Origin of the sequence: Microbacterium sp. KKR3/1 (assembly GCF_021272365.1) — a bacterium.
Classification (GTDB): Bacteria; Actinomycetota; Actinomycetes; order Actinomycetales; family Microbacteriaceae; genus Microbacterium; species Microbacterium aurugineum.
This window is the reverse complement of record NZ_JAJSDW010000001.1, coordinates 1,174,230-1,198,988: the sequence shown is the minus strand read 5'-3', so window position 1 is coordinate 1,198,988 and position 24,759 is coordinate 1,174,230. Positions and strand designations below refer to the sequence as shown.

Below are 24,759 nucleotides of genomic sequence, written 5' to 3'. Positions count from 1 at the left end.
CACGATCGGATGCGAGACTGTGCATGATGTCAGAGATGCAGAGCACACGACGCGGCCGCCCGGGATACGACCAGCAGGGCATCCTCGCGGTCGCGGTCACCGCTTTCAACGAGCACGGGTATGACGCCACGTCGATCGGCATGCTCGCCGAGCGGCTCGGACTGTCGAAGTCCGCGATCTACCACCACTTCGGGTCCAAGGACCAGATCCTCGACCTCGCTCTCGATGCGGCGCTCAGCGGACTCGAGGCCGTGGTGGACGACCCGCTTCCCACGTCGGCGGTCGAGGCCAGCGCCGTGGCACGACTCGAGCATGTGCTCCGCGGCGCCGTGCACGTCCTGATCGCGCAGCTGCCGGCGGTCACGCTGCTGCTCCGGGTGCGCGGCAACACCGAGGTGGAGCGCCGAGCGCTGACCCGTCGTCGCGCTTTCGATCGTCGGATCACGGCCTTGGTGTCCGAGGCGCAGGCTGAGGGCGCGCTGCGCGCCGACATGGACGCCAGCGTCGTCGCCCGCCTGACCTTCGGCATGATCAACTCGATCGTCGAGTGGTACCGACCCGGGGGCAGGGAAGGTGCGGATCGGCTGGCGGACGACGTCGTGGCCATCGCGCTCGACGGACTGCGTCGTCGCTGACCCCCGCCACCCCGCCACCCCGTCCTGTCATCCACGCCCCGTCCTGTCGTGTCGTCGAGGCCCCGTCCTGTCGTCCACGCCCCGCTGGGGCGACGCGGATTCGAGGGGGCGTCGATGACGCGAGGGGGCGTCGACGACGGAGGGGGGCGTCGACGACGGAAGGGGGCGTCGACGACGCGAGGGGGTGTCGACGACGGAGGGGGGTGTCGACGACGGAAGGGGGTGTCGACGACGGAAGGGGGCGTCGACGACGGAAGGGGGCGTCGAGCGGACTCAGGCAGCCTCCGCCTGTTGCTTCGCGACGAGGGTGAGCACGTCGTAGGTGGCGACGATCTCATCACGCTGGTTCTTCAGCACCGAATCCCACCGGACCTCGCCGTACTCATCGGTCTCGCGCGGGGTGATCTGCTTCGCGGTGAGCTCGACGCGGATCTCGTCGCCGGGGGAGACGGGTGTCACGAAGCGCAGGTTCTCCAGCCCGGAGTTCGCGAGCACGGGGCCTGGTGCCGGATCGACGAAGAGCCCCGCGGCCCACGACACGAGCAGGTACCCGTGCGCGACGCGACCGGGGAAGAACGGGTTCGCCGCCGCGGAGGTCTCGTCCATGTGCGCGTAGAAGGTGTCGCCCGTGAAGGCCGCGAACGTCTCGATGTCGTCGAGGGTCACGGTGCGCGAACCGCTCACGACCTGGTCCCCGATGCTCAGCTCGGCCAGGGACTTGCGGAACGGGTGGATCCCGCCGCTCTCCTGGTAGGGACGCGCGTCCGCCCCCTGGTGCCACACCCCGGTCAGGGCCGTCATCATGGTGGGAGAGCCCTGCACGGCGGTGCGCTGCATGTGATGGAGGACGGCGCGGATGCCCCCGAGCTCCTCGCCGCCGCCGGCCCGCCCCGGCCCTCCGTGGACGAGGTTCGGGAGCGGTGAGCCGTGACCCGTCGAACTGCGGGCGTCATCGCGGTCGAGGAACAGGACACGACCGTTGTAGGCGGCCATTCCGGTGGTCAGGGCGACAGCGACCTCGGGGTCGTGCGTCGCCACGCTCGTCACCAGCGATCCGCCACCGCGGGCGACCAGAGCACTCGCTTCGTCGAGGGTGCGATAGCCGAGGATGCTCGAGACCGGGCCGAACGCTTCGATCTCGTTGACCGCCGCGCTCTCGGGGTCGGTGAAGCGGAGCAGCATCGGCGCGACGAATGCGCCGTCCGGAGCTGGTCCCTCACTGCCGTCGTCGTGACGGACGTCCGGTGCGTCGGTCGATCCGACCACCAGTTCGCCGCCGCCCTCCTGCAGGCGCGACACCTGGCGCAGCACCTCGTCGCGTTGGGCGGTCGAGGCGAGCGGACCCATCGTGACCCCCTCGGCGCGCGGATCGCCGAGGACGACGCGCTCCGAAAGGCGGGCCTGCACGGCGCGGATGACGTCGTCGACAGCTTCGGCCGGCACGATCGCGCGCCGGATCGCGGTGCACTTCTGACCGGCCTTCGTGGTCATCTCGGCCACGAGCTGTCGGACGTAGGCGTCGAACTCGGGGGTCCCGGAGACCGCGTCCGTCCCCAGGATCGAGGCGTTGATCGAGTCGGTCTCGCTCGTGAAGCGCACGCCGCCGGTCTGCACCGCATCGTGGGCGCGCAGCCGTTCGGCGGTCGATGCGGACCCGGTGAAGGCGACGAGGTCTCCCAGCCGGAGAGCCTCGAAAAGTCCGGGGACGCCGCCGGATACGAGTTGCAGCGAGCCCTCGGGAAGGAGCTCCGATTCGACCATGATCCGCACCATGGCCTCTGCCAGATACCCGGTCGGGGTGGCCGGCTTCACCACCGTCGGCACGCCCGCGAGGAAGGCGGGGGCGAACTTCTCCAGCGCCCCCCAGACCGGGAAGTTGAACGCGTTGATCTGTACCGCGACACCGGGGAGTCGGGTGTAGATGTGCCGACCCAGGAAGGAGCCGTCCTTGGAGAGGTTCTCGATGCCGCCGTCGACATAGACCTTCGCGTTCGGGAGCTCCCGACGTCCCTTGCTGGAGTAGGCGAACAACACCCCGATCCCGCCGTCGATGTCGACCCACGAGTCCTGGCGGGTGGCGCCGGTACGGCTCGAGATCTCGTACAGCTCCTCCTTGCGCGCGGTGAGGGCGAGGGCGAGCTGCTTGAGGAGCACGGCGCGCTGATGGAACGTGAGCTCACCGAGCGAGGCCTGTCCTGCCCGGCGGGCATAGGTGAGCGCGCCCTCGAGGTCGATGCCCTCCGTCGAGACGTGGGCGACGACCCGGCCGGTCGACGCATCGCGCACCTCGGCCGCATCGGTATCCGTGCCGGGCGTCCACCAGGCTCCCTGCAGATAGCTGGGGAGGATCTCCGTCATGTCTGTTCCCTTCATCAGGCGTCCCATTCGTAGAAGCCGCGCCCACTCTTGCGGCCCAGGTGTCCTTCGGCGACGAGGCGTCGCAGCAGAGTCGGTGGCTCGAAGCGCTCGCCGAGGTGGGCGGCGAGGTACTCGGCGATGCCGAGTCGGACATCGAGCCCGACGATGTCGGTCAGGCGCAACGGACCGACCGGATGCTTGTAGCCCAGAGTCATCGCGGCATCGATGTCCTCGGCGGAGGCGACCCCCTCTTCCAGCATCCGGATCGCCTCGAGTCCGATCGCGACGCCGAGTCTCGACGACGCGAAGCCGGGGGCATCGGTCACCACGATCGGGGTCTTGTCGAGGGCGTGGATCCAGCCGCGGGCGGAGTCCACCCGCGTGGGAGCGGTCGCCGCGCCGCGGACGATCTCGACCAGCGTCGAGGCCGGTACCGGATTGAAGAAGTGCATGCCGAGGAAGCGCTCGGGGCGGTCCAGTGTCGCCGCGAGCTCGTCGATCGAGATCGACGAGGTGTTGGAGGCGAGTGCGGCCTCGGGGCCGATGGCGGCCTCGACGCGGGTGAGCGCGTCGATCTTGAGGGCGAGATCCTCGGGCACGGCTTCCACGACGAGGTCGCAGGGAGCGAACAGCGCGGTGTCCGTCTCAGTCTCGAAGCGTGCCCGGTAGGCGTCGCCGGCCTCGTGCGCCGTGCCGCGGGAGATCGATGCATCCACGGACGCGAGCACGCGCGCGGCGGCGGCGTCGGCGGCGATCTCATCGCGCTCGATCACGGTGACCCGGGAGCCCGCGAGGAGGAACGCGTGGGCGATGCCGGCGCCCATGCGTCCGCCGCCGAGCACTCCCACATGGGCGGGAGCGCTGCTGCTGCTCTGGGTCATCGGTCTCTCCGTTCCAGGAAGTCGGTCATCCGTCGGAACTTCTCCGGGCTCTCGAAGAGCTCGGCCTGGGCTTCCAGGTCGACGGCGGGGTGGCGGTCGCGGGGAGCGCGGAACACGCGTTTGGTCGCGATGGTCGCCGCGAGGTCGTTGCGGCCGATCCGATCGGCGATCGCCTCGGCCGCGGTCAGCAGCTCGGCGCTCTCGTGGATCGCCGAGACGAGGCCGATGCGCAGGGCCTCCTCCGCCTTCACGGTGCGTCCGGTGAGGAGCAGCTCGATGGCCCTGGCCTCGCCGACGATCTCCTTCAACCGCCAGCTCGCGCCGGCCGCGGCGATGATGCCGAGACCCGTCTCCGGGTTGCCGATCGCGAGGGCGGGCGTCGCGATCCGGATGTCCGCGGCATAGGCGAGTTCGGCGCCGCCGCCCAGGGCGTAGCCGTCGATCGCCGCGATGACCGGCATCGGCAGCTCGGCGATGCGCACGAAGGCGTTCGCGTTGATGCCGCGCAGCGCGTCCGCAGCCCGGCGCTCGCGCAGCTGGGCGATGTCGGCACCGGCCGCGAAGACGCCGTCGGCTCCGGTGAGGATCAGGGTCCGCGGCGTCTCCTCGAGCTCGGCGCAGAGGAGGTGCAGCGCATCGACGGTCGCCTGGTCGATCGCGTTCCGTTTGTGCGGCCGATGCAGCGTGGCGATCACCCGGTCGGGGCAGCGTTCGATGAGCAGGGGCGTCTCGGGGTCGATATCGGCGTGCATCAGACCTTCTCCAGGATCACGGCAGCGCCCTGGCCGACGCCGACGCACATCGTCGCGAGTCCGTGCACAGAACCTTCGCGCTCCATGCGACCGAGCAGCGTGAGGAGCAGCCGTGAGCCGGACGAACCGAGCGGATGGCCGAGCGCGATGGCGCCACCGTCGGCGTTGACCCGTTCCTCATCGAGGTCGAGCCGGCGGATGCACGCGATCGACTGCGTCGCGAACGCCTCATTGAGCTCGATCGAGCCGATGTCGTCGATCGACAGGCCGGCGCGGTGCAGCGCCTTCTGTGTCGCCGGAACCGGGCCCAGGCCCATGATCTCGGGGGCGAGGCCGGCGCTCGTGCCGACGACGATCCGGGCGCGCGGCACGAGGCCGTAGCGTTCGACCGCGGCGGCGCTCGCCACCACCACCGCCGAGGCGCCGTCGTTGAGCGCACTCGAGTTGCCGGCGGTCACGACCGTGCCTCCGGCGACGACGGGACGCAGCCGCGCGAGTGCGTCGAGGGTGGTCTCGGGGCGCGGGCCTTCGTCGACCAGCACCTCCCCGGTGCCGACCGGGACGCCGACGATCTCGGGGGCGAAGCGGCCCGCGGTGATCGCCGCGATGGCGCGCTGCTGGGAGCGCAGAGCGAAGGCATCCGCCTCGTCGCGGGTGATCCCGTCGACGCGGGCGACCTCTTCCGCGGTCTCGGGCATCGTGAAAGTCGCCTTGTCCCGAGCCTGGAGCCGGGGGTTCGGGAAGCGCCAGCCGATCGAGGTGTCGAAGGCGGCCCCGGGCTTGGCCCATGCCTTCTCCGGCTTGGCCTGCACCCAGGGTGCTCGCGTCATGGATTCGACGCCGCCCGCGACGATGATGTCGGCGTCACCGGCACGGATCGCCTGCGCGGCCATCGTGACGGCGGACATCCCCGAGGCGCACAGCCGGTTCACCGTGATGCCGGGGACCGTGTCGGGGAGTCCGGCGAGCAGCACCGCCATCCGCGCGACGTTGCGGTTGTCCTCACCGGCCTGGTTCGCCGCACCGAGGATCACCTCGTCGATCTCGATCGAGGTGGCGTCGATGCCCGCCCGACGCACGGCTTCCGCGACGACGATCGCAGCGAGGTCGTCAGGGCGGACGGAAGCGAGGGAGCCTCCGTATCGGCCGACGGGGGTGCGTGCACCTCCGACGAGGAATGCCTCGGTCATGCGGATCTCCTGACTGCGTCGTCTCGGTGCTGGCCGTGCCATACGATCGGCCAGTGAATTACTGACCGATCGTATGGTAATTATGGCACAGGCGCGGAGTCCGCCGCGATGTCGGCGGGTCGATCCGTGGTCAGACCGACAGATCGATGCCCTTGGTCTCCTTCACCAAGGACACCCCGATGAGCGAGATCACGGATGCCACGGCGATGTAGACGCCGATCGTCCACGCCGCCTGGAATTGGTTCAACAGGGCCTCGGCGATCATCGGCGCGAACGCCCCACCGAGGATGGCGCCGAGCGCGTACCCGATCGAGACGCCCGAGTACCGCACGTTCGCCGGGAACATCTCGGCGTACAGCGCCGCCTGCGGGCCGTAGGAGAGGCCGAGCGCGAACGTCATCACGAAGAGCGCCACGAAGTACCAGAGGATGTTCGCGGTGTCGATCAGGAACCACATCGGGACCGCCCACAGAGCGAGCGCCACGTAGCCGACCTGGAAGGTGCGGATGCGACCGAGCCGATCGGAGAGGTGCCCGCCCCACAGGGTGAAGATGAGCCAGCCGAACGAGGCGAGGGTCGTCGCCAGCAGCACCGGGGGGCGATCCATGCCGAGCGCCGTGACCGCGTAAGTGGCGAAGAACGCGATCAGCAGGTAGCCGGCGGCATTGTTCGCGATGAAGATGACGGCGGTCAGGATGACCTGCTTCGTGTTCTGGCGGAACAGCCGGCCGAGCGGCGCGGAGGCCTCCTTGCGGCGACGCACCAGGTCTTCGAAGATCGGGCTCTCGTCGACGGCGCGGCGGATGACGTACCCGACTCCGATCAACACGATCGACAGCAGGAACGGGATGCGCCAGCCCCACTCGAGGAACGCCTCGGGGGACATCGAGCTCGTGAGCACCCACAGCGTGAAGGTCGCGAGGATCATGCCGACCGGCACGCCGATCTGCGGGAAGGCCCCGAACAGCCCGCGACGCCCGCGCGGAGCGTGCTCGACGGCCATCAGGGCCGCGCCGCCCCACTCGCCGCCCGCGGAGAAGCCCTGCAGGATGCGGAGCAGGATCAGCAGGATCGGCGCAGCCACGCCGATCGCCGCGTAGGTGGGGAGGACGCCGATCAGCGAGGTCGACAGTCCCATCATGATGAGGGTGAAGACGAGCATCTTCTTGCGGCCGAGCTTGTCGCCGAGGTGTCCCGCGACGATGGCGCCCAGGGGGCGGAAGAGGAAGGAGATGCCGATCGTGGCGAACGAGAGCACCTGTGCGAAGCCGGGGCTGGACTCCGCGATGGGGGCGAGGAAGAGGGGAGCGAGCACCAGCCCCGCGGCCTGCGCGTAGATGAAGAAGTCGTACCACTCGATCGACGTCCCGACGAGGGTGCCGGCGAGTACTCGCCGTTCTTCGGCGGGCATCCTGCTCTTCTGAGTGGGACTGGAAACTGCTGTCGTCATGCGAACTCCGTTGTTCTGCGATTCGGGTTCGACGGCCGGGTGCCGTCGAGTATTCATGACCGAATGGTCGGTCAGTTAATCGCCGAGCGTATCGCATCGGAGCCGCCGCCGTGTAGGGGAAGCAATATTCGGGTCAGATCCTCCCGTAGGCGCGCAGCGGATGCTCGATGAGCTCGGTCACGCGGCGCAGGAACCCTGCGGCGTATCCGCCATCGCACACGCGGTGGTCGAACACGAGCGACAGCTGCGCGATGCGCCGGACGACGATCACACCCTCCACGACCCACGGGCGCTCGATGATCCGGCCGATGCCGAGGATCGCGACGTCCGGGTGGTTGATGATCGCGGCCGAGCCGTCGACGCCGAGGCCGCCGTAGTTGTTGAGGGTGAAGGTCGAACCGCGCAGGCGCTCCGGCGGCATCGATCCGGCTCGGGCTGTGGCGGCGAGCTCTCGCAGAGCGGTGTCGAGCTGATCCACGGTCAGCGCGTGCGCCCGCGGGAGGACGGGCACCAGCAGGCCGCGCTCGGTGTCCGCCGCGATGCCGAGGTTCACGCCGTCGAACGAGATCACCTCCTCGCCGCTCTCGCTGAGCCGCGATGCCAGCACGGGGAAGTCTTCGAGCGCGAGCAGGACGAAGCGCGCGAGCAGGGCCGTCACCGACGGGGCTCTGCCTCCCTCCGGCGCCATCCGTGCACGGAGGTCCCACAGCTCCGTCGCATCGACATCGACCCAGACGGTCGCTTCGGGGATCTCGGACCGGCTGCGGGTGAGCGTGGCGCTGACGGCTCGACGAAGGGGCGACATCCGCTCGCGCGACACCACGCCCAGTCCGTCGACGGTCTCGTCGCTCCCGGTGGTCACGCGGTGATGTGCCGCGGCGCCGTCCACGGCGTTCTCGACCGCGGCCTGCAGCACGTCCGCGCGGGTGATCGCCCCGTCCGGACCGGTCGCGGTGATCGCGTGCACGTCGAGTCCCAGATCCCGGGCGAGTCGGCGCACGAGCGGAGACCGGACCGCGACCGGGCGACGGTCGCGCGCAGACTCCGGCGTCGTGCGCTCGGGGGCGGGGGAAGCGGGCGGAGTGGGCGTGGCCGCGGCGGACGGACGGCGCCGCCCCTTCGCAGCGGGGGCCGTGGTGCCGTAGCCGATCAGGACGTTGCCCGAGCCGGCGCGCTCCTCTTCCCGGTACGCCTCGTGCTCGATCTCCGTCGGGGTGGTCTCCTGTTCCTCGGGGGCAGAGACGTCGTCGGCGTGCGGGGCGGCTGTCGGGTCGACGACCTCGAGCACCGGGGCGCCGACGTCGATCGTGTCGCCGACCGTGCCGTGCAGTGCGGTCACGACACCGGCGAACGGGGACGGCAACTCGACGACGCTCTTGGCCGTCTCCACCTCGGCGATGGGCTGGTCGGTGACGATCGTGTCGCCGACCGCGACGAGCCACTGCACGAGGCCCGCCTCGGTCAGTCCCTCGCCCAGGTCGGGCAGGCGGAACACGTGAGTGGCCTGCGCGGACGTCGTCGGGGTGCTCATGCTTCGTCCTCCCAGTGCAGCGTGTCGATCGCATCGAGCACGCGGTCGACGTCGGGCAGATACCAGTGCTCGAACTTCGGCGGCGCATAGGGGGTGTCGAACCCGGTGACCCTGCGCACGGGGGCGGCGAGATACTCGAAGCAGCGCTCGAACACGCGCGCCTGGATCTCGGATGCGACGCTCACATAGCCCGGGGCTTCGGCGATGACCACGGCGCGGCCCGTGGACTTCACGGCCGCGGTGACGGTCGCGTCGTCGAAGGGGGAGAGCGAGCGGACGTCGACGACCTGCACACTGCGTCCTTCCGTGGCGGCGACCTCGGCGACCTCGAGCGCGAGGGGGACGGAGGAGCCGTAGGCGAGGAGCGTCACGTCCGTCCCGGCCCGGGCGACACGCGCGGTGCCGAGCTGGGCGGTCTGCGTGGTGTCGACCTCGCCCTTGGCCCAGTAGAGCTTCTTCGGTTCCAGGAAGATCACGGGGTCGGGCGAGGAGATGGCCGCGCGCAGCAACGAGTACGCGTCCTGCGGCGTCGAGGGGCTGACCACCGTGAGCCCGGGCGTGTGCGCGTAGTACGCCTCGGAGGAGTCGCAGTGGTGCTCGACACCGCCGATGCCGCCGCCGAACGGGATGCGGATCACCAGCGGCATCCGCAGGCCACCGCGCGTGCGGTTCCCGAGCTTGGCGACATGGCTGACGATCTGCTCGAACGCGGGGAGCGCGAACGCGTCGAACTGCAACTCGACGACCGGGCGCAGGCCGTTCATCGCCATGCCGACGGCCGTTCCCACGATGCCGGATTCCGCGAGGGGGGTGTCGAAGCAGCGATCCTCGCCGTAGCGGGCCGTGAGGCCGTCGGTGATGCGGAAGACACCGCCGAGCGCTCCCACGTCCTCGCCGAAGACCACCACGTCCGGATCGGACTCGATCGCATCGGCGAGAGCGCGGTTGAGAGCGGCAGCCATCGTCATGGTGGTCGTCGTCCCGACGTCGCTGTGCGTCGTGGTGTCGTCCTGCGCGATGGTCATCGGTGGGCTCCGTTCGTGGCAGTGTCCGCGTCGGCGAGTCGTGAGCGTTCGATCTCGTCGCGCAGCAGGTGCCACTGCTCGTCCAACTGTGGCGATCGGGTCGCGGTCACGTGGCGGAACAGGTCTTCGGGGTCGAGCTCGGCGTCGGTGTTCAGAGCGGCGCGCATGGCGGTCGCGATCTCCTCGGCGCCGGCGGCGAAGCGCTCCTCGGCGTCCGCGTCGAGAGCACCCGTGGCGGTGAGGTGCGCGCGCAAGCGGGTGAGGGGATCGCGGGCGACCCAGGCCTGGACCTCGGCCCGCTCGCGGTAGCGGGTGTCGTCGTCGGCATTGGTGTGCGCCTGCATCCGGTACGTGTGGGCCTCGACCAGCGAGGGCCCTCCGCCGGTGCGGGCTCGCTCCACAGCCTCGCTGAGCACGGCCAGCACCGCGGCGACGTCGTTTCCGTCGACCCGCTGACCGGGCATCCCGTAGCCGATCGCCTTGTGCGCGAGGGAAGGGGCGGCGGTCTGCCGGGAGAGCGGGACGGAGATGGCGAACTCGTTGTTCTGCACGAAGAACACGACCGGGACGTGGAACACGGCCGCGAAGTTCATGGCTTCGTGGAAGTCGCCCTCGCTCGTGGCCCCGTCGCCGCAGAGGGCGAGCACCACGGTGTCCTCTCCCCGATGCTTCGCGGCCTGCGCAAAGCCGACCGCGTGCAGCAGCTGGGTCGCCAACGGGGTCGCCTGAGGCGCGACGCGGTGGGCGCGGACGTCGTACCCCGAGTGCCAGTCGCCCTTGAGGAGCACGAGCGCGTCAGCGGGTTCGACCCCGCGGGCGATGACGGCGACCGAATCGCGGTACGTCGGGAACAGCCAGTCCTCGGCTCCGAGGACCATCGCGGCTCCGACCTGGCATGCTTCCTGGCCTTGGGAAGAGGGGTAGACGGCGAGACGCCCCTGGCGCACGAGCGCGCCGGCCTGATCGTTGATCCGTCGTCCCTCGACGAGTCCTCGGTAGGCGGCCAGAAGGGTCTCGCCGTCGGGGAGCGGGTAGGGCGCGTCCGCGACGGGCGTGCCGTTCTCGTCGATCAGTTGCACCGCGGTGTCTCGCGGGAGCAGGTCGGTGTGCAGCATGCGTTCGCCCTCCTTGCCGAACTCGTTGGAGACAGCATGCCTCCGCGCGCGACAGTCATCCAAGATCATTCGCCGAATCCTGGATGAAAGCGCATCGAATAGGGCATTCTTGATCGAAGTGTCAGGATTCTCCGGCCGGCGGAAGGGGTCACATGATCACGTTGGACGACACGGATCGAGCGATCCTCGAGGAACTGCGCCGCGATGCGCGCTCCTCGATGACCGCGATCGCGGATGCCGTGCACATCTCGCGCGCCGGGGCACATGCGCGGATCAAACGGCTCACCGACGCGGGGGTGATCCTCGGGTATTCGGTGCGCACCGATCCCGTCCTGCTCGGACACCATGCGAGTGCGTACGTCACGCTCGCCATCGAGCAGGCCACCTGGCAGGCGGTGAGTGAGCGGTTGCGCGCGATCCCTGAGATCGAGCACATGGCGTTGGTCGGCGGCGACTTCGACGTGATCCTGCTCGTGCGGGCCAACGATGCCCGCGATCTGCGCCGCATCGTGCTGGAGGACATCCAGGCGATCCCGTCGATCCGTTCGACCAGGACAACACTGATCTTCGAGGACTACCCGCGGGCCTGATCGTCTCTCGCATGTCCGTGTCGCCCGGACCCGTCCCGCCCCGCCCGGTCCGCCCCGCCCGGTCCGCCCCGCTCGAAATGAAGGAGAACTCACGTTTCGAAGGACTGAATCCCGTGGATGCTCCTTCAAAGCGTGAGTTCTCCTTCAAAGCGTGAGTTTTCCTTCAGGGTGTGAGTTTTCCTTCAGGGTGTGAGTTTTCCTTCAGGGTGTGAGTTTTCCTTCAGGGCGTGGGTTCTCCTTCGTGCGGGACAGGTGCGGGACAGGCGCAGGGGCACGGCATCCTTCGCACTCGGACATCTGCGGCGCGCTCCGCGACAAGTGCCGGGAGGAACGCCGGTCGAGAATGAGAGGACGACCAGCTTCTCGACCGTCGCTGGCCCGCGTCACGCTCGAAGGAGAGTCCCCGATGTCCGATTCCGCCGCTTCCGCAGCCGCTGCGCTGCTCGACCGCATCCAGGCGCCGGAAGGCGCAGGCCGGGAGATCCCGGATGCCGCGACCCGGGAGGTCATCGGTCGTGCACCCGTCGCCACGGTCGGCGACCTCGACGCAGCGATCGCCCGTGCGAAGGCGGCCCAGCCGGCGTGGGAGGCCCTCGGGCACGAGGAGCGCAGCGCGCTGCTCCTCGCCGCGGCCGACGCCATCGACGCGAATGCCGAGGGACTGGCGTACCTGCTCTCGCGCGAGCAGGGGAAGCCGCTGAACGGCCCGAACGCCCGCTTCGAGCTCGGAGCCTGCTCCGCCTGGCTGCGCACGAACGCCACGACGACGATCGAGCCGCAGATCCTGGTCGACGACGAGACGCTGCATGCCGAGCTCGTCTACAAGGCAGCCGGCGTCGTCGGTGCCATCGGCCCGTGGAACTGGCCGCTCATGATCACGGTCTGGCAGATCGGGCCCTCCCTGCGGATGGGCAACACCGTCGTGGCGAAGCCGAGCGAGTACACGCCGTTGAGCGTGCTCGCGATGATCGCGGTGATCAACGACGTGCTGCCCGCGGATGTCCTGATCGGCGTCTCCGGCGACCGTGAGGTCGGCGCCCGGCTCGCCTCGCACCCCGACATCGCCAAGATCATGTTCACCGGCTCGACCGCGACCGGGCGTCGCATCATCGAGAGCTCCGCCGGGAACCTGGCGCGCCTGACGCTCGAGCTCGGTGGCAATGACGCCGGCATCGTGCTCCCGGGCACCGACCCGGCAGCGATCGCGGAAGACCTCTTCTGGGGTGCGTTCATCAACACCGGGCAGACCTGCGCCGCGATGAAGCGCCTGTACGTGCACGACTCGGTCTACGACGAGGTCGTCGCCGCGCTCGCCGCCATCGCCGGATCGGTGCCGATGGGGAACGGGCTCGACGAGAACAACGTCCTGGGTCCGCTGCAGAACCGTGCCCAGTTCGACATCGTCAGCCGCTTGGTCGACGATGCGAAGAGCCGCGGCGCCCGCATCGTCACCGGTGGCGAGTCCGCTCCTGAGCTGGGTGAGCTCTTCTACCGGCCGACCATCGTCGCCGACATCGACAATGACGCGGCACTGGTGCAGGAGGAGCAGTTCGGTCCCGCGCTCCCGGTGATCCGCTACACCGACGTGGACGAGGCCTTCACGTGGGCGAACGCCCTGGACGCGGGGCTCGGTGCCTCCGTCTGGTCGAGCGACCCCGAGGCGGCACGGGAGGCGGCCTCGCGGATGCAGTCCGGCACGGTGTGGATCAACTCCCACGGCGGGCTGCACCCGATGGTGCCGTTCGGCGGGGTGAAGAGCTCGGGCTACGGGCTGGAGTTCGGGGTCGAGGGACTCAAGTCCGTCGCCGTGACCCAGGTCGTGTCGGGACCCGGCCGGAAGGGCTGACCCGTGCGCTCTGCCATCGTCGTCGGAGCAGGAACCTCGGGATCGATCGTCGCGCGTCGCCTCGTGGATGCCGGTGTCGCGGTGACCCTGGTCGAGGCCGGCGGATACGACACCAACCCGGCCATCCACGACCCGTCCCGGGCAGGCGAGCTCTGGCATTCCGCAGAGGACTGGGACTACTTCACCGTGCCGCAGGAGCACGCGGGCGGCCGTCGGTTGCACCTGCCCCGCGGCAAGGTCACCGGAGGATCGCACGCGTTGAACGCGATGATCTGGGTGCGTGGCGCGGCGTCCGACTACGACGCCTGGGAGCGCGGAGGTGCGACCGGGTGGAGCTGGGCCGACGTCGAACCCGTCTACGACGCGATCGAGAACGATCTGCTCCCGGTGACCGACGACTACGCGCTCTCGCCGATCCAGGCCTCGATCATCGATGCTGCGGTGCAGGAGGGGCTTCCGCGCAATCCGGACTACAACGGCGGCACGCTCGACGGGGTCTCGCAAGAGCAGGTGACCATGCACGACGGTCGCCGGGTGAACACCTGGACGGCCTACGCGCAGCCCATCGCCGATCGGCTGACGATCCTCACCGGACGCGAGGTGCACTCGGTGATCGTCCGGGACGGAAGGGCGGTCGGCGTGCAGCTGGGGGAGGGGGAGGGGTCCGAGGAGGTCCTCGCCGACGAGGTGATCCTCGCAGCCGGCGCGATCGGCTCGCCCGTGATCCTGCTCCGTTCGGGAATCGGTCCCGCGGCCGACCTCACCGCGCTCGGCATTCCGGTGGTGCAGGACTCGCCCGGGGTCGGGCAGAACCTGCACGACCATCTGCTCTCACCGGTGATCTTCACGACGGGGCGTCCGGTCGGGCCTCCGCAGGCCGGGGTGTCGGTCACGCAGAGCCACCTCTTCTGGCGCAGCCGCGACGACCTCGCGGAGCCCGACACTCAGCCGATCCACTTCTCCGTTCCCATGTGGGGGGAGCTCGAGCCGCGCGGCGACGACGGGTTCACCCTGATGGCCGGGCTGGTGACGCCGCACAGCCGCGGAGCCCTCCGGCTCTCCGGCCCGGGGCTCGCCGACCTTCCGGAGATCGACCTGGCGGCGCTCGAAGACGATCGCGATGTGGCCTCCCTCGCCGCGTCCGTGCGGCAGGCGCGTCGGATCGGAGCACGCCCGGCACTCGCCGAGGACTGGGGCGCGGTCGAGGTCTATCCCGGGCCTGAGGTGTCGGACTCCGGCGTCGAGGACTGGGTGCGACGCACCGCCATCACCTACCACCACCAGGTCGGCACGTGCCGCATGGGGACGGACCCGGAGGCTGTCGTCGATCCCCGGTTGCGCGTCCACGGTGTCGCGGGGCTGCGGGTGATCGATGCCTCGGTGATGCCGACCGTGCCCACCGGCAACACGAACGCCCCCGCCGCGATGATCGGCGAACGCGGCGCCCAGTTCTTCCTGGAGGGCTGAGAGCGATGTCGAGGCCCCCGTTCATCGTCGAGACCCCCGGTTGCGGTCGCCTGCAGCACGGGGTGTCGACGATGAGCGGGGGCGTCGACCGCTCAGCTCGGGCGCGGAGGGGAAGGGCGGCGGAGCGTCGACAGCAGGGCGTCGAGTCCGTCGTTCAGCCGGCCGTCACCCGCCGAATCCGGCATCAGCACCGAGATCATCTGCCAGCCCGCGTTGCGCGAGGCGATCTCGTTGACCGCGGTCTCGATGTCGACGTCGTCGGCGAGCTCGCCGTCGTCCCGCGCCTCGACCAGGCACTGGCGGAACAGATCGCGCCAGTGCAGGTTGTTCACCCGGTGGATGCGGGTGACCTCGTCATCCTGCGACGCGTGGTCCCAGAAGGCGATCACCACCTTGGCGTACAGCGGTCCGTTCGGGCTGTACGGGAGGATCTCGCGGCAGATCCGTTCGAGTGCCTCCAGCCCGCGCACGCCTTCGATGCGGGCGTGGATGCGGTCGTTCGCGAGCGTGTACAAGCGCAGGAACGCGGCGGTGAGGATGCTTCTCTTGTCGGGGAAGTATCGCGCGATCGCGCCGTGGGCGTAGCCCGCTTCCGTGGCGATCTCCCGCATCGTGAGGCTGTCGAACCCCACCCGGATGATCACCTGCGTCGCAGCGTCCGCGATGTGCGTGCGCCGCTCCTCATGGTCGACGATCTTCGGCATGCTGTTTCCCCCTCACATCTCAAAGTATCTGTTTGCTGTTTTTAGTAACCATCTGGTGACTAATGTAACCCGATCGTAATCAATCAAAAGCAAGGCACGAGTACGATCTTTAAAATCACCAACTGGTGACTAACTCGCAGAGGAGTTCTCATGAACGTCACACGTCTCGCACGTCGGGCATCCGGAGTCGCCGTGGCGGCCGGCGTGCTCGCCCTCGCCGCCTGCACGTCTGCACCCGCCTCCTCGCCATCGGGTGGTGACGGTGAGCTGACGACGCTCAAAGTGGCGACGATCGGCCTCGTCTCCGACGGCGCCCTGATCGTCGGTCAGGAGCAGGGGTTCTTCGAGGAGGAGGGGATCGCGCTCGAGACCTCGGTCGTGGCGAACCCGCCCGCCGGCCTCGCTGCGGCCCAGAGCGGACAGGTCGACGTGGCGTACGCGCCGAGCATCCCGCTGCTCAACGCCCTCTCCAGCGGCGTCCCGTTGAAGGTCATCGCCCCGGCCGACGGTTTCGTGGGCGGGGCCGCGGAGGGGGACGACCCCGCCTCGATGGATGACACCGGACTGTATGCGTCCGCCGCGAGCGGCATCACCTCGGTCGCCGATCTGGAAGGGGCGACCATCGCGGTGCCCGCGCGCAAGGCGCAGCTCGAGGTCGTCATCTCCGACACGCTCGACCGGGAAGGCGTCGACCCCGCCTCCGTGGAGTGGGTCGTCCTGGACTTCACCTCCGCCGTGGCCGCGCTCCAGAGCGGCAACGTCGATGCAGCGGGTCTCGTCAGCCCGTTCACGGGCGAGGCGGACGCCGCCGGTGCCGTCTTCCTCGCCGCGCCGTCGGTCGGATTCTTCGAAGAAGGCGCCGTCGGGCTCTGGACGGCCGGCGACAGCACGATCGCCGCGAAGGCGGATGCGATCGCCGGGTTCCAGCGTGCCGTGGCGAAGAGCAACGCCTACGCGAACGAGCACCCGGAGGAAGCCATCCAGGCCGGCATCGACGCCACCGGCTCGACCCTGAGCGTCGACGACGTGAAGCTGCCCTTCTGGCCCGCGGAGGTCGCTCCGATCGACCTCGACCGGGTCAACGAGAAGCTCGTCGCCCTCGGGTACCTGCCTGCACCGGTCGACCTCGAGGGCGTCATCGTCGGAGTCGAGTGACCACCATGATCCGCTCCACGCTCCTTCCTCCGCTGATCGGGGCCGTCGGCGTCATCTCGGCGCTGGCGCTCTGGGAGTGGTCGGCGACGACGGGGCCGCTCGCCGGGTCACCGCTCCCGGCGGCGACCGAGGCGATCGGTGAGGCCGTGCGCCTGCTCGGGACCCCAGCCACCTGGACGGCCGTCGGCGACACGCTGACGATGGCGTTGACCGGGCTCCTGCTCGCCATCGTCATCGGCGTCGTGCTCGGGGTGGCCATCGGCACCTCACCGTTGGCGATGCATGCGACCCGCGTGCCGCTGGAGTTCCTCAAGCCCATCCCGCCGATCGTCATCCTGCCGATCGTGGTCCTCGTGCTCGGCCCCACACAGGCCATGGGGATCTTCCTGGTGTTCTTCGGCTGCTTCATCGCGATCGCCGTCCAGTCCTCCGCCGGCGTCTTCGACACGGACCCGGTCGCACGGGCGACGGGTCGGTCCTACGGCATGGGGCGCGCCGAGATCCTGGGGCGCATCGTGCTCCCCAGCGCACTGCCCTACATCGGAACCGCGATCCGCGTCGCCGCGCCGACCTCGCTCGTCGTGGCCGTCGTCGCCGGACTCCTCGGTGGCGGGCCCGGGCTCGGACAGAGCCTGCTGCTCTCTCAGATCTCTGGCAACCAGGCCCAGCTCTTCGCCTACGTGCTCATCCTGGGAACACTGGGGCTCCTCGTCCAGGGACTCAGTCAATGGGGCGAGCGGCGACTGCTGCACTGGCATCCGCAATACCGGAAGCAGGTCCTCTGATGACGCTCACCACCTCGATCCAGACCCCGGCACGTCTCGCGCGCCGTCGCGGGCAGGGCGCGCTTCCCCGCGGCGTCCTCGTCGGCGCCGAGATCGCGGTCCCGGTGCTGCTGCTGGCGCTGTGGTGGTTCGTCTCCGCCGCATCCACCAACGCCTTCTTCCCTCCGCTCCAGGTGATCCTGCAGCGACTGTGGCAGCTCGTGCAGACTCCCGCGTTCCTGGTGGACGTCGCCTCGTCGGTCGGGAATCTCGTGGTCTCCTTCTTGCTGGCGACCGTGATCGGCGTGCTGCTCGGCCTGGTGCTCGGACTGATCCGTCCGCTGAGCTGGTTGGTCGAGCCGACCATCCACTTCTTCCGTGCGATCCCGCCGGTGGCGCTCGTGCCGATCTTCGTGTCGCTCATCGGGTTCGGCAACGAGACCCGGATCCTGTCGATCACCCTCGCCGCCGTCTTCCCCATCCTCATCTCGACGATCGACGGTGTGCGCGCCGGCGAGCCGACGCTCGAGATGGTGAGTCGCGTCTACCGACTGAGTGGACCGGAGCGGCTGTTCTCCGTGGTGCTGCCCTCTGCGGGCCCGCGCATCCTCTCCGGGATGCAGGTCAGTCTCATCACCGCGTTCGTGGTCATGATCGCCAGCGAGATGCTGGGGTCGTCCACCGGACTCGGTGCCGCGACCCTGCTCGCCCAGCAGTCCTTCGCGATCCCCGACATGTGGGCGGGCATCCTCGTCCTCGGGGTCATCGGCTACGCGGCCACCGCCGTGTTCACCCTCTTCCGGCGCCGCGTGCTGCGCTGGTACATCGCCTCCCAGCAACAGGAGAAGAACGCATGACCACCATCGAACAGGCCCCCGTCCGGCTCAGTGTGCGCGGGCTCGCGAAGTCCTATCCGACGAAGAACGGTCTCGTCCCCGTGATCGCCGATCTCACCTTCGATGTGCGCGTGGGAGAGGTGTGCTGCATCGTCGGGCCGTCCGGCATCGGCAAGACCACGTTGCTGAAGTGTCTCACCGGGTTGCAGAGCATCACGGCGGGCAGCGCGGCGATCGACGGGAACGTCATCGAGGGCCCGCCCGAGGAGATGGCGCTCGTGTTCCAGGAGTACACCCGGTCGCTGATGCCCTGGCTCACCGTCGAGAAGAACGTGCGGTTGCCGCTCAAGCACCTGCACCTGCCGGCCGCGGAACGCGAGGAGCGGGTCGCCTCCGCGCTCACCGCGGTCGGGCTCTCCGGGGCTGAGTCCAAGTTCCCGTGGCAGTTGTCCGGTGGCATGCAGCAGCGCGTCGCGATCGCGCGTGCCATCGCTTATCGGCCCGAGGTGCTCGTGATGGATGAGCCCTTCGCCTCGGTCGATGCGCAGACGCGGTTCGAGCTGGAGGACCTCTGCCTGCGCATCCGCGAGCAGTTCGGGATGACGATCGTGGTCGTCACGCACGACATCGACGAGGCCGTCTACCTGTCGGACCGGGTCGTGGTGCTGGGGGAGCGCCCGGCGAAGGTGACGGAGATCGTCGAGATCGACTTCGGGGCCCCGCGCGACCAGCTGACGACGCGGGCGCTTCCGGCGTTCGCGGAGCTGCGCACGCAGATCTTCGGCCTGATCCGGAAGGCGGGCTAGATGTCGATGCCGACGGATGCACGCGGCTATAAGAGCTTCGCGGGGCGCGCGGCGGAATTCACCTCCGAGTCCGAGCCCTGGTGGCCGGAGCCGCAGCGGCCCGGGCCGAAGGCGCCCAACGTGATCGTGATGCTGATCGACGACCTCGGTTTCAGCGACCTCGGGCCGTTCGGGAGTGAGATCGAGACACCGCGCATCGACGGTCTCGCCGACGAGGGGTGGGTGTTCACGAACTACCGCACCGCGCCGATGTGCTCGCCGGCCCGGGCGGCACTGCTCACCGGGCTGAACCCGCACCGGGCCGGCTTCGGCTTCGTCGCGCACATCGACCCCGGCTATCCGGGATTCAGCTGCGAGCTCCCCGAGGACGCGCCGACACTGGCGGAGTCGCTGCGCGCCGGAGGGTACGCGACCTTCATGGTCGGGAAGTGGCACCTCACACTCGAATCGCGCCTGCACGACGGTGCCGACCGGAGCACATGGCCGCTGCAGCGCGGATTCGACCGGTACTTCGGGAGCATGGACGGCTTCACGTCGCTGCACCATCCGCATCGGCTGGTGCAGGACAACTCCGTCGTCGACCTCCGCGAGTATCCCGAGGGCTTCTTCCTCACGGACGAGTTGACCGACCGCGCCATCGGCATGATCGACGACCTGCGGGTGAACGATCCGGACAAGCCCTTCTTCCTGTACTACGCGCACACCTCCGTGCACGGGCCCATCCAGGCGAAGGACGCCGACATCGAGAAGTACCGCGGCCGCTACGAGGCCGGGTGGAACGCCCTGCGGGCGGAGCGGTTCGCCCGCCAGCGTGCGCGCGGCATCGTCCCCGATCACGCGGAGCTCCCCGGCGAGGCGATCGCCGACGGCGACCGGATCCCCGCGTGGGACGACCTCTCGGTCGAGGAGAGACGGTTGTTCGCCCGACACATGGAGGTCTACGCCGCGGCCGTGGACGAGATCGACCAGAGCGTGGGGCGACTGCTCGATCGACTCGACCGCAGCGGCGAGCGCGAGAACACGATCGTCGTGCTCGCCAGCGACAACGGAGGGACGGCCGAGGGAGGACCGAGCGGCACCCGGAGCTACTTCGCCCAGTTCGGCGCGAACGGTGCGATGCCCGAGGGGTGGATCACCGACGTGCCGCGCCCGCTGGAGGACCTCGGCGGTCCGCGCGTGTTCGGCCAGTACCCGACCGGATGGGCGCGGGTGTCCAACACGCCGTTCCGCTCGTTCAAGGCCACGACGTACGAGGGCGGCGTCCACGCCCCGCTGATCATCTCGTGGCCGGACGCCCCGATGGCGGGCGGTCTGCGCGACCAGTTCGTGTTCGTCTCGGACCTCGCACCGACGATCCTGGAACTGTGCGGCGTGCCGTCCCTGGACCAGCGGCGCGGCCGACCGGCACTCGAGATGGACGGCGGGAGCGTCGTCGACGTGCTCGCCCACCCCACCGCGCCGGGCCGAGAGGCCCAGTACTTCGAGTGCGTGGGACGACGAGCCCTCGTCGACGGGACGTGGAAGGCCCTCTCGACCGTGCCCCCGACGAAGGACGAGGGCCCCGCGGGCGGCGTCTGGGAACTCTACGACCTCGCGGCCGACCCGACCGAGACCGAGGACGTCTCCGCCGATCACCCCGAACGCGTCGCGGCGATGGCGGCACGCTGGCACGCGGAAGCCTGGCGCAACACCGTGTTCCCCCTCGATGACGACGGCGCGTTGTTCCGCCTGCGCCCCGACACCGAGGAACCGCTCTCCGCGGCGATCGACCTGGTGCCCTTCCGTCCTCCTCTGGAGCGCTTCCGTTCGGCGAAGCTCACGGTCCTGCGCTCCTTCGCGGTCGAGGTCGACCTCACGACCGAGGCCGACGCGGCAGGCGTGATCGTGGCCCACGGCGATCAGGGTGGCGGTTACCTGCTCGCACTGGACCACGGGGCGCCTCTCGTCACCTACAACGCCTACGGCGCGATGCACCGTGCCCGCGGAGCGCAGCTGTCTCCGGGGGAGCACCGGATCGTGCTGCGCGTCGACGAGCACCCCGGACTGCGCTGGAGCCTGACGGTCGAGGTGGACGGTCACCGTGTGGCGGTGATCGACAGCGTGCCCATGCTCATCGGCATGTCACCGTTCACGGGCATCAGCGTGGGGTACGACTTCGGTGGCCCGGTCGACTGGGAGCTGCACGAGCAGCATCGCTCGTTCCCGTTCCGGGGCGGCGAGCTGCACCGCGTGCGCTACGTGCCGGGTGAGCGCTCGCCGCATGATCCGACCGTGCTGCGCGCCGTCGGACAGGCGGTCCTGGCGGTCGCCGACTGATCCGGTGAGCGGCTGAGGTCGGTGTCTGAGGGGTCACCGGCATCAGCCGCTCACCCTGTCGATCCGTTGCGGTCAGACCGGGCTGTTCGCGCCCAGAGCGATCGCCACGAGAGTGAGGGCGACGACGCCGAACCCCGTGCCGAACACCGTCAGGACGAGGAGCAGCCCGCCGCCCGGAGGGAGACCCGCTGCAGCGCCCGTCAACACGGCGGTGACCCGCCGTTGGCGGCGACGTGCGGCGAACCAGAGCAGGCACGCGGTCCCCAGTCCGATCGCGCCGGGAGCGAGCCCCCAGGCCCCGGCGCCGGCGGGGAGGACCAACGGCAGGATCCGCAGGGAGATCAGGGACCCGACGGCGATCGCGAGGGCCGTGCGGCGCCAGGCGAGCTCCGTGCGTTCGGGCTGCAACCCGGGATCGTACAGGCGGTCGGGCTCGGCGGCCGGACGTCTTCTCATGACCGGGGCTCTGTCAGCGCCACAGGACGCCGGCCAGCACGAGCAGTCCGACCAGGACGACGACCACGGCGAGGACCACGGCGGAGAACGCGCCCGGGAGCGGTCGCGATTGGCGCAGCGCCCGCTCCGCCCGCGTCCACTCCCACCAGGCGAGCGGTGCGACCGCGGTCCCCGCGACCATGAGCAGCAGCGACGCGGCCAGCCGGAGACCGGGATGGAGGTCGAGGCCGAGGACCTCGAGCGCCACGCCACCGGCGATCAGGGCGAGACCAGTCCGCGTCCACGCCAGGAACGTCCGTTCGTTGGCGAGCGAGAAGCGCGGATCGGGTTCCTCGCCGAGGGAGTAGACGGATGCCGGGAAACGCTTCATCGCCTCATCGTATCCGCGCGGCACCGCTCAGTCGCCGTGGACTCGACGGCCGGCGAACCAGGTCGACACGACCTCGGTGTGCACGATCTCGTCCGCCGGGCCGGCGATGGCGTCACGGGCGAGCACGACGAAGTCCGCGGACTTCCCGGGCGTCAGCGACCCGGTCTCGGCGTCGAGGCCCATCGCCGCGGCGGCGTTGATCGTGAAGACCTCCAGTGCCTCCTCGGCGGTGATGGCCTGTTCGGGCCACAGGGTGCCGGGGGCGCGTCCGAGCGGGTCCGCCCGCGTCACGAGACCCTGCAGGCCCTCCAGCGTGTTCGGAGACTCGCTCACGGGCCAGTCCGAACCGCCGGCGACCCGGGCTCCCGCATCGATCAGCGCCCGGTTCGGCTGGGAGTGCTCCGCGCGTTCGCCGAGCACCTCGGCCAAAGCCTGGGGGATGACGCCCGGATACCAGATGAACGGAGAGATGTCCGCCGAGACATTGAGGGCCTCCAGTCGCGGGATGTCCGACTCCGCCAGGAACTGACCGTGCGCGATCTGAACGGGGGTGGTGAAGCCCTCGCGGCGCAACTGCTCCGTCGCATCGAGCACGAGGCGCGCGGAGCCGTCCCCCGTGCAGTGCACCTTCGCCCCCAGACCGCGTCGCGCCACGGAGCGCAGCCACCCGGTGAGCTCGTCGAGGGTCATGGTGGTCTCGCCGTGGAAGTGCGCCCCGTGCGCGGCGTCGGCCAGATACGGCTCGAGGAACGACGCCGTGCGTGCCGGGGGGACTCCGTCGAGGAAGATCTTCACGAAGTCGGGACGGTGGTGCGCGGTGCGGAACTCCTCGCCGCGGTCGAGCAGCGGTTCGCCGATCGGGTCGAAGCCGAAGATCTCGTCGTTGATCAGCAGCGAGGACACGACCCAGGCGTCGAGCTCGTCGGCCCGGTCGAGGTCGGCCAGCGCGCCGAGGATCTCGACCGACACCCCCGCGTCTTGGAAGGCCGTGACGCCGAACGAGTTGAGGATCTCGATTCCTCGGCGTGACGCGGCGGCGTGCTGCGCGGGAGTGAGCCCGCCGCTGCGGTCGTAGGCCTCCTGCACGGGGATGCCCGCCGCTTCGAGGAGCACACCGGTCGGCGTGCCGTCATCCGGATCGAGAAGGGCGGTCCCGGACGGGGGCAGCCGATCGGTGGTGATCCCGGCGAGTTCCAGTGCCCGGCTGCTCGCCCACCGGTTGTGACGAGAGTCCTCCATCAGCATGACGGGACGCCCGCCGCCCGCCTCGTCCAGGCGGAGTCGGCTCGCGGTGTTCGCGAGCGCGGGCAGGAGGGTGGTGGCCACGGCGCCGCCCACAATCCATGCGTCCTCGGGGAGCTCGGCGGCCTTCTCCCGGACCCGGTCGAGGATTTCGTCCAGCGTCAGTGCGGGAGCCAGCGACAGCTCGAACAGCTCGGTCCGCCCCGCGAGGGCGTGGTGGTTGTGCACATCGACGAAACCGGGGTACACCGCTGCGTCGCCGACCTCGAGCGACTGCGTCCGGCGTCCGCGGAACGATTCGATGTCGGACCGGGATCCGACCGCGAGGATCCGCCCGTCGCGCACGGCGAAGGCTTCGACGATCGGGTTCGTCCGGTCCGCGGTGCGGATCACGGAGCCGGTGACGATGAGGTCGGCGACGTCGGTCATGTCAGCGGTCTCCGAAGGTCGCGGGCTCGAGCTCGGGCGTGTGCATCGTGGTCGAGAGCAGACGTCCGTGTGCGCCGAAGGTGAAGTGCGTGGGGACCTCGCCGCTCTCGTCGAGGCCGAAGAGCACGCCGTGGGAGCGGATCGCGTTGACGTCGCGGTGGTCGGCGATCGTCACCGAGGCGCAGGGGATCACCTTCTCGCGCCAGGCGAACACGTAGATTCCGGGACGCACCTCCCAGACGCTGTTCTCGTCGGTGTCGGCCAGCCCGCGCTCGGGGCCGGCGAGGCACTGCCACGAGTACCACCGCGGCGAGAGGTACACGTGCTCGTACGCGTGCTCGGTGCTGTAGACCCACTCCACCCGGCGTCCGATGAGCGTCGTCGTGGGGGCGGGTTCGGTGCCGCTGACCTCGATCCCCTCGATCACGCCCGGCGCGAAGTGGTGCTGCACGCGCGTGCGTCCCTTCTCGGGCGCGGGGAGGATGTCGGAGATCACGGCCAGCGCGCGACCGTCACGCAGGTCGAGGATCAGCGAGACCGCCTCGTTCGGCAGGTACCGGTGGTGGAACTGCACGAAGTAGAGGTCGCGATCGACCTCGAACGCCTCGTAGTCGTCGGTGTCGGTAGCCGCTTCCGTCGCATCGTCGGTCCCCGGCTGGTAGTCCCAGGTCACGGTGTCGTCGGCGAAGCGGTGCACGATCCGCGTGCCACGGCCGTCGACGACCGTGATCTCGCGGCCGCTCAGCGTGGTGCTGTGCGGAGCCTTGTTGGCGTCGAAGCCGGGGGCGAGGCCCTCGAGCGGCAGCCAGGTGGAGGTGTCGGCGGGGTTCAGCGTCGTCAT

General features: G+C 69.8%; 22 protein-coding genes. 9 read left to right on the top strand and 13 right to left on the bottom strand.

Annotated features, from left to right (window positions below):
* The first annotated feature begins 26 nt into the window (after positions 1 to 26).
* Positions 27 to 635, top strand: a complete 609-nt coding sequence (locus LVJ59_RS05755) for a TetR/AcrR family transcriptional regulator (protein ID WP_232763156.1) — start codon at positions 27 to 29, stop codon at positions 633 to 635.
* 273 nt (positions 636 to 908) lie between these two features.
* Here the strand turns inward: LVJ59_RS05755 and paaZ are convergent, their stop codons facing one another.
* The 8 genes from paaZ to pdhA form a co-directional block, all read right to left on the bottom strand.
* Positions 909 to 2,993 carry a phenylacetic acid degradation bifunctional protein PaaZ gene (gene paaZ, locus LVJ59_RS05750; protein WP_232762325.1) on the bottom strand — a complete coding sequence of 695 codons (2,085 nt, stop codon included), beginning with the start codon at positions 2,991 to 2,993 and terminating at the stop codon, positions 909 to 911.
* A 14-nt stretch (positions 2,994 to 3,007) separates the two neighbouring features.
* A complete protein-coding gene (locus LVJ59_RS05745) occupies positions 3,008 to 3,874 on the bottom strand; it encodes a 3-hydroxyacyl-CoA dehydrogenase family protein (protein ID WP_232762324.1) in 867 nt (288 codons plus the stop codon).
* Complete coding sequence (locus LVJ59_RS05740) at positions 3,871 to 4,626, bottom strand: enoyl-CoA hydratase/isomerase family protein (protein ID WP_232762323.1); 756 nt, start codon at positions 4,624 to 4,626, stop codon at positions 3,871 to 3,873. Before LVJ59_RS05740 ends, LVJ59_RS05745 begins: the two co-directional genes overlap by 4 nt.
* Positions 4,626 to 5,816 (bottom strand): acetyl-CoA C-acyltransferase, encoded by a 1,191-nt coding sequence (locus LVJ59_RS05735; protein ID WP_232762322.1) that lies wholly within the window; start codon positions 5,814 to 5,816, stop codon positions 4,626 to 4,628. Before LVJ59_RS05735 ends, LVJ59_RS05740 begins: the two co-directional genes overlap by 1 nt.
* Positions 5,817 to 5,946: 130 nt before the next feature.
* The gene (locus tag LVJ59_RS05730) at positions 5,947 to 7,266 is read right to left on the bottom strand and encodes an MFS transporter (RefSeq protein ID WP_232762321.1); all 1,320 of its coding nucleotides are present in this window, start codon (positions 7,264 to 7,266) and stop codon (positions 5,947 to 5,949) included.
* A 133-nt stretch (positions 7,267 to 7,399) separates the two neighbouring features.
* Entirely contained in the window at positions 7,400 to 8,797 is a 1,398-nt protein-coding gene (locus LVJ59_RS05725) for a dihydrolipoamide acetyltransferase family protein (RefSeq protein ID WP_232762320.1), read from the bottom strand.
* Complete coding sequence (locus LVJ59_RS05720; protein ID WP_232762319.1) at positions 8,794 to 9,822, bottom strand: alpha-ketoacid dehydrogenase subunit beta; 1,029 nt, start codon at positions 9,820 to 9,822, stop codon at positions 8,794 to 8,796. The genes LVJ59_RS05725 and LVJ59_RS05720 overlap by 4 nt, the downstream gene beginning before the upstream one ends.
* Complete coding sequence (pdhA, locus tag LVJ59_RS05715) at positions 9,819 to 10,937, bottom strand: pyruvate dehydrogenase (acetyl-transferring) E1 component subunit alpha (RefSeq protein WP_232762318.1); 1,119 nt, start codon at positions 10,935 to 10,937, stop codon at positions 9,819 to 9,821. The genes LVJ59_RS05720 and pdhA overlap by 4 nt, the downstream gene beginning before the upstream one ends.
* Before the next feature lie 152 nt (positions 10,938 to 11,089).
* Between pdhA and LVJ59_RS05710 the strand changes: the two genes are divergently transcribed.
* The 3 genes from LVJ59_RS05710 to LVJ59_RS05700 all read left to right on the top strand — a co-directional run bounded on the left by LVJ59_RS05710 (position 11,090) and on the right by LVJ59_RS05700 (position 14,840).
* The gene (locus tag LVJ59_RS05710; protein ID WP_232762317.1) at positions 11,090 to 11,527 is read left to right on the top strand and encodes an Lrp/AsnC family transcriptional regulator; all 438 of its coding nucleotides are present in this window, start codon (positions 11,090 to 11,092) and stop codon (positions 11,525 to 11,527) included.
* A gap of 406 nt (positions 11,528 to 11,933) precedes the next feature.
* Positions 11,934 to 13,373: an aldehyde dehydrogenase family protein gene (locus LVJ59_RS05705; protein ID WP_232762316.1), complete on the top strand. Its 1,440-nt coding sequence runs from the start codon at positions 11,934 to 11,936 to the stop codon at positions 13,371 to 13,373.
* Between the two features lie 3 nt (positions 13,374 to 13,376).
* Positions 13,377 to 14,840: a GMC family oxidoreductase gene (locus tag LVJ59_RS05700; RefSeq protein WP_232762315.1), complete on the top strand. Its 1,464-nt coding sequence runs from the start codon at positions 13,377 to 13,379 to the stop codon at positions 14,838 to 14,840.
* 92 nt (positions 14,841 to 14,932) lie between these two features.
* On the opposite strand, the gene LVJ59_RS05695 is transcribed toward LVJ59_RS05700, so the two are convergent.
* Positions 14,933 to 15,544, bottom strand: a complete 612-nt coding sequence (locus LVJ59_RS05695) for a TetR/AcrR family transcriptional regulator (RefSeq protein WP_047521698.1) — start codon at positions 15,542 to 15,544, stop codon at positions 14,933 to 14,935.
* 150 nt (positions 15,545 to 15,694) lie between these two features.
* On the opposite strand from LVJ59_RS05695, the gene LVJ59_RS05690 reads away from it, so the two are divergent.
* The 5 genes from LVJ59_RS05690 to LVJ59_RS05670 are packed head-to-tail and all read left to right on the top strand — an operon-like array spanning position 15,695 to position 21,421.
* Positions 15,695 to 16,699 (top strand): ABC transporter substrate-binding protein, encoded by a 1,005-nt coding sequence (locus LVJ59_RS05690; RefSeq protein ID WP_232762314.1) that lies wholly within the window; start codon positions 15,695 to 15,697, stop codon positions 16,697 to 16,699.
* Positions 16,700 to 16,704: 5 nt separating this feature from the next.
* A complete protein-coding gene (locus LVJ59_RS05685; RefSeq protein ID WP_232762313.1) occupies positions 16,705 to 17,484 on the top strand; it encodes an ABC transporter permease in 780 nt (259 codons plus the stop codon).
* Positions 17,484 to 18,320 (top strand): ABC transporter permease, encoded by an 837-nt coding sequence (locus LVJ59_RS05680; RefSeq protein ID WP_047521694.1) that lies wholly within the window; start codon positions 17,484 to 17,486, stop codon positions 18,318 to 18,320. The genes LVJ59_RS05685 and LVJ59_RS05680 overlap by 1 nt, the downstream gene beginning before the upstream one ends.
* Positions 18,317 to 19,105, top strand: a complete 789-nt coding sequence (locus LVJ59_RS05675; RefSeq protein ID WP_047521692.1) for an ABC transporter ATP-binding protein — start codon at positions 18,317 to 18,319, stop codon at positions 19,103 to 19,105. Before LVJ59_RS05680 ends, LVJ59_RS05675 begins: the two co-directional genes overlap by 4 nt.
* On the top strand, positions 19,106 to 21,421 hold the full coding sequence (locus LVJ59_RS05670) for an arylsulfatase (protein WP_232762312.1): 2,316 nt from the start codon (positions 19,106 to 19,108) through the stop codon (positions 21,419 to 21,421).
* A gap of 72 nt (positions 21,422 to 21,493) precedes the next feature.
* On the opposite strand, the gene LVJ59_RS05665 is transcribed toward LVJ59_RS05670, so the two are convergent.
* The 4 genes from LVJ59_RS05665 to LVJ59_RS05650 are packed head-to-tail and all read right to left on the bottom strand — an operon-like array spanning position 21,494 to position 24,759.
* Positions 21,494 to 21,877, bottom strand: a complete 384-nt coding sequence (locus LVJ59_RS05665; protein ID WP_232762311.1) for a DUF202 domain-containing protein — start codon at positions 21,875 to 21,877, stop codon at positions 21,494 to 21,496.
* 13 nt (positions 21,878 to 21,890) lie between these two features.
* Positions 21,891 to 22,247 (bottom strand): YidH family protein, encoded by a 357-nt coding sequence (locus LVJ59_RS05660; protein ID WP_232762310.1) that lies wholly within the window; start codon positions 22,245 to 22,247, stop codon positions 21,891 to 21,893.
* Between the two features lie 27 nt (positions 22,248 to 22,274).
* Positions 22,275 to 23,918 (bottom strand): amidohydrolase, encoded by a 1,644-nt coding sequence (locus LVJ59_RS05655; protein WP_232762309.1) that lies wholly within the window; start codon positions 23,916 to 23,918, stop codon positions 22,275 to 22,277.
* Position 23,919: 1 nt separating this feature from the next.
* Entirely contained in the window at positions 23,920 to 24,759 is an 840-nt protein-coding gene (locus LVJ59_RS05650; protein ID WP_232762308.1) for a molybdenum cofactor biosynthesis F family protein, read from the bottom strand.

Coding starts and splice junctions, on each gene's coding strand:
- LVJ59_RS05755 (WP_232763156.1), top strand. CDS start 27: ATGTCAGAGATGCAGAGCACACGACGCGGCCGCCCGGGATACGACCAG.
- LVJ59_RS05725 (WP_232762320.1), bottom strand. CDS start 8,797: ATGAGCACCCCGACGACGTCCGCGCAGGCCACTCACGTGTTCCGCCTG.
- LVJ59_RS05735 (WP_232762322.1), bottom strand. CDS start 5,816: ATGACCGAGGCATTCCTCGTCGGAGGTGCACGCACCCCCGTCGGCCGA.
- LVJ59_RS05745 (WP_232762324.1), bottom strand. CDS start 3,874: ATGACCCAGAGCAGCAGCAGCGCTCCCGCCCATGTGGGAGTGCTCGGC.
- LVJ59_RS05660 (WP_232762310.1), bottom strand. CDS start 22,247: ATGAAGCGTTTCCCGGCATCCGTCTACTCCCTCGGCGAGGAACCCGAT.
- LVJ59_RS05675 (WP_047521692.1), top strand. CDS start 18,317: ATGACCACCATCGAACAGGCCCCCGTCCGGCTCAGTGTGCGCGGGCTC.
- paaZ (WP_232762325.1), bottom strand. CDS start 2,993: ATGACGGAGATCCTCCCCAGCTATCTGCAGGGAGCCTGGTGGACGCCC.
- LVJ59_RS05710 (WP_232762317.1), top strand. CDS start 11,090: ATGATCACGTTGGACGACACGGATCGAGCGATCCTCGAGGAACTGCGC.
- LVJ59_RS05695 (WP_047521698.1), bottom strand. CDS start 15,544: ATGCCGAAGATCGTCGACCATGAGGAGCGGCGCACGCACATCGCGGAC.
- LVJ59_RS05655 (WP_232762309.1), bottom strand. CDS start 23,918: ATGACCGACGTCGCCGACCTCATCGTCACCGGCTCCGTGATCCGCACC.
- LVJ59_RS05690 (WP_232762314.1), top strand. CDS start 15,695: ATGAACGTCACACGTCTCGCACGTCGGGCATCCGGAGTCGCCGTGGCG.
- LVJ59_RS05670 (WP_232762312.1), top strand. CDS start 19,106: ATGTCGATGCCGACGGATGCACGCGGCTATAAGAGCTTCGCGGGGCGC.
- LVJ59_RS05665 (WP_232762311.1), bottom strand. CDS start 21,877: ATGAGAAGACGTCCGGCCGCCGAGCCCGACCGCCTGTACGATCCCGGG.
- LVJ59_RS05685 (WP_232762313.1), top strand. CDS start 16,705: ATGATCCGCTCCACGCTCCTTCCTCCGCTGATCGGGGCCGTCGGCGTC.
- LVJ59_RS05680 (WP_047521694.1), top strand. CDS start 17,484: ATGACGCTCACCACCTCGATCCAGACCCCGGCACGTCTCGCGCGCCGT.
- LVJ59_RS05650 (WP_232762308.1), bottom strand. CDS start 24,759: ATGACGACGCTGAACCCCGCCGACACCTCCACCTGGCTGCCGCTCGAG.
- LVJ59_RS05740 (WP_232762323.1), bottom strand. CDS start 4,626: ATGCACGCCGATATCGACCCCGAGACGCCCCTGCTCATCGAACGCTGC.
- LVJ59_RS05730 (WP_232762321.1), bottom strand. CDS start 7,266: ATGACGACAGCAGTTTCCAGTCCCACTCAGAAGAGCAGGATGCCCGCC.
- LVJ59_RS05720 (WP_232762319.1), bottom strand. CDS start 9,822: ATGACCATCGCGCAGGACGACACCACGACGCACAGCGACGTCGGGACG.
- LVJ59_RS05705 (WP_232762316.1), top strand. CDS start 11,934: ATGTCCGATTCCGCCGCTTCCGCAGCCGCTGCGCTGCTCGACCGCATC.
- pdhA (WP_232762318.1), bottom strand. CDS start 10,937: ATGCTGCACACCGACCTGCTCCCGCGAGACACCGCGGTGCAACTGATC.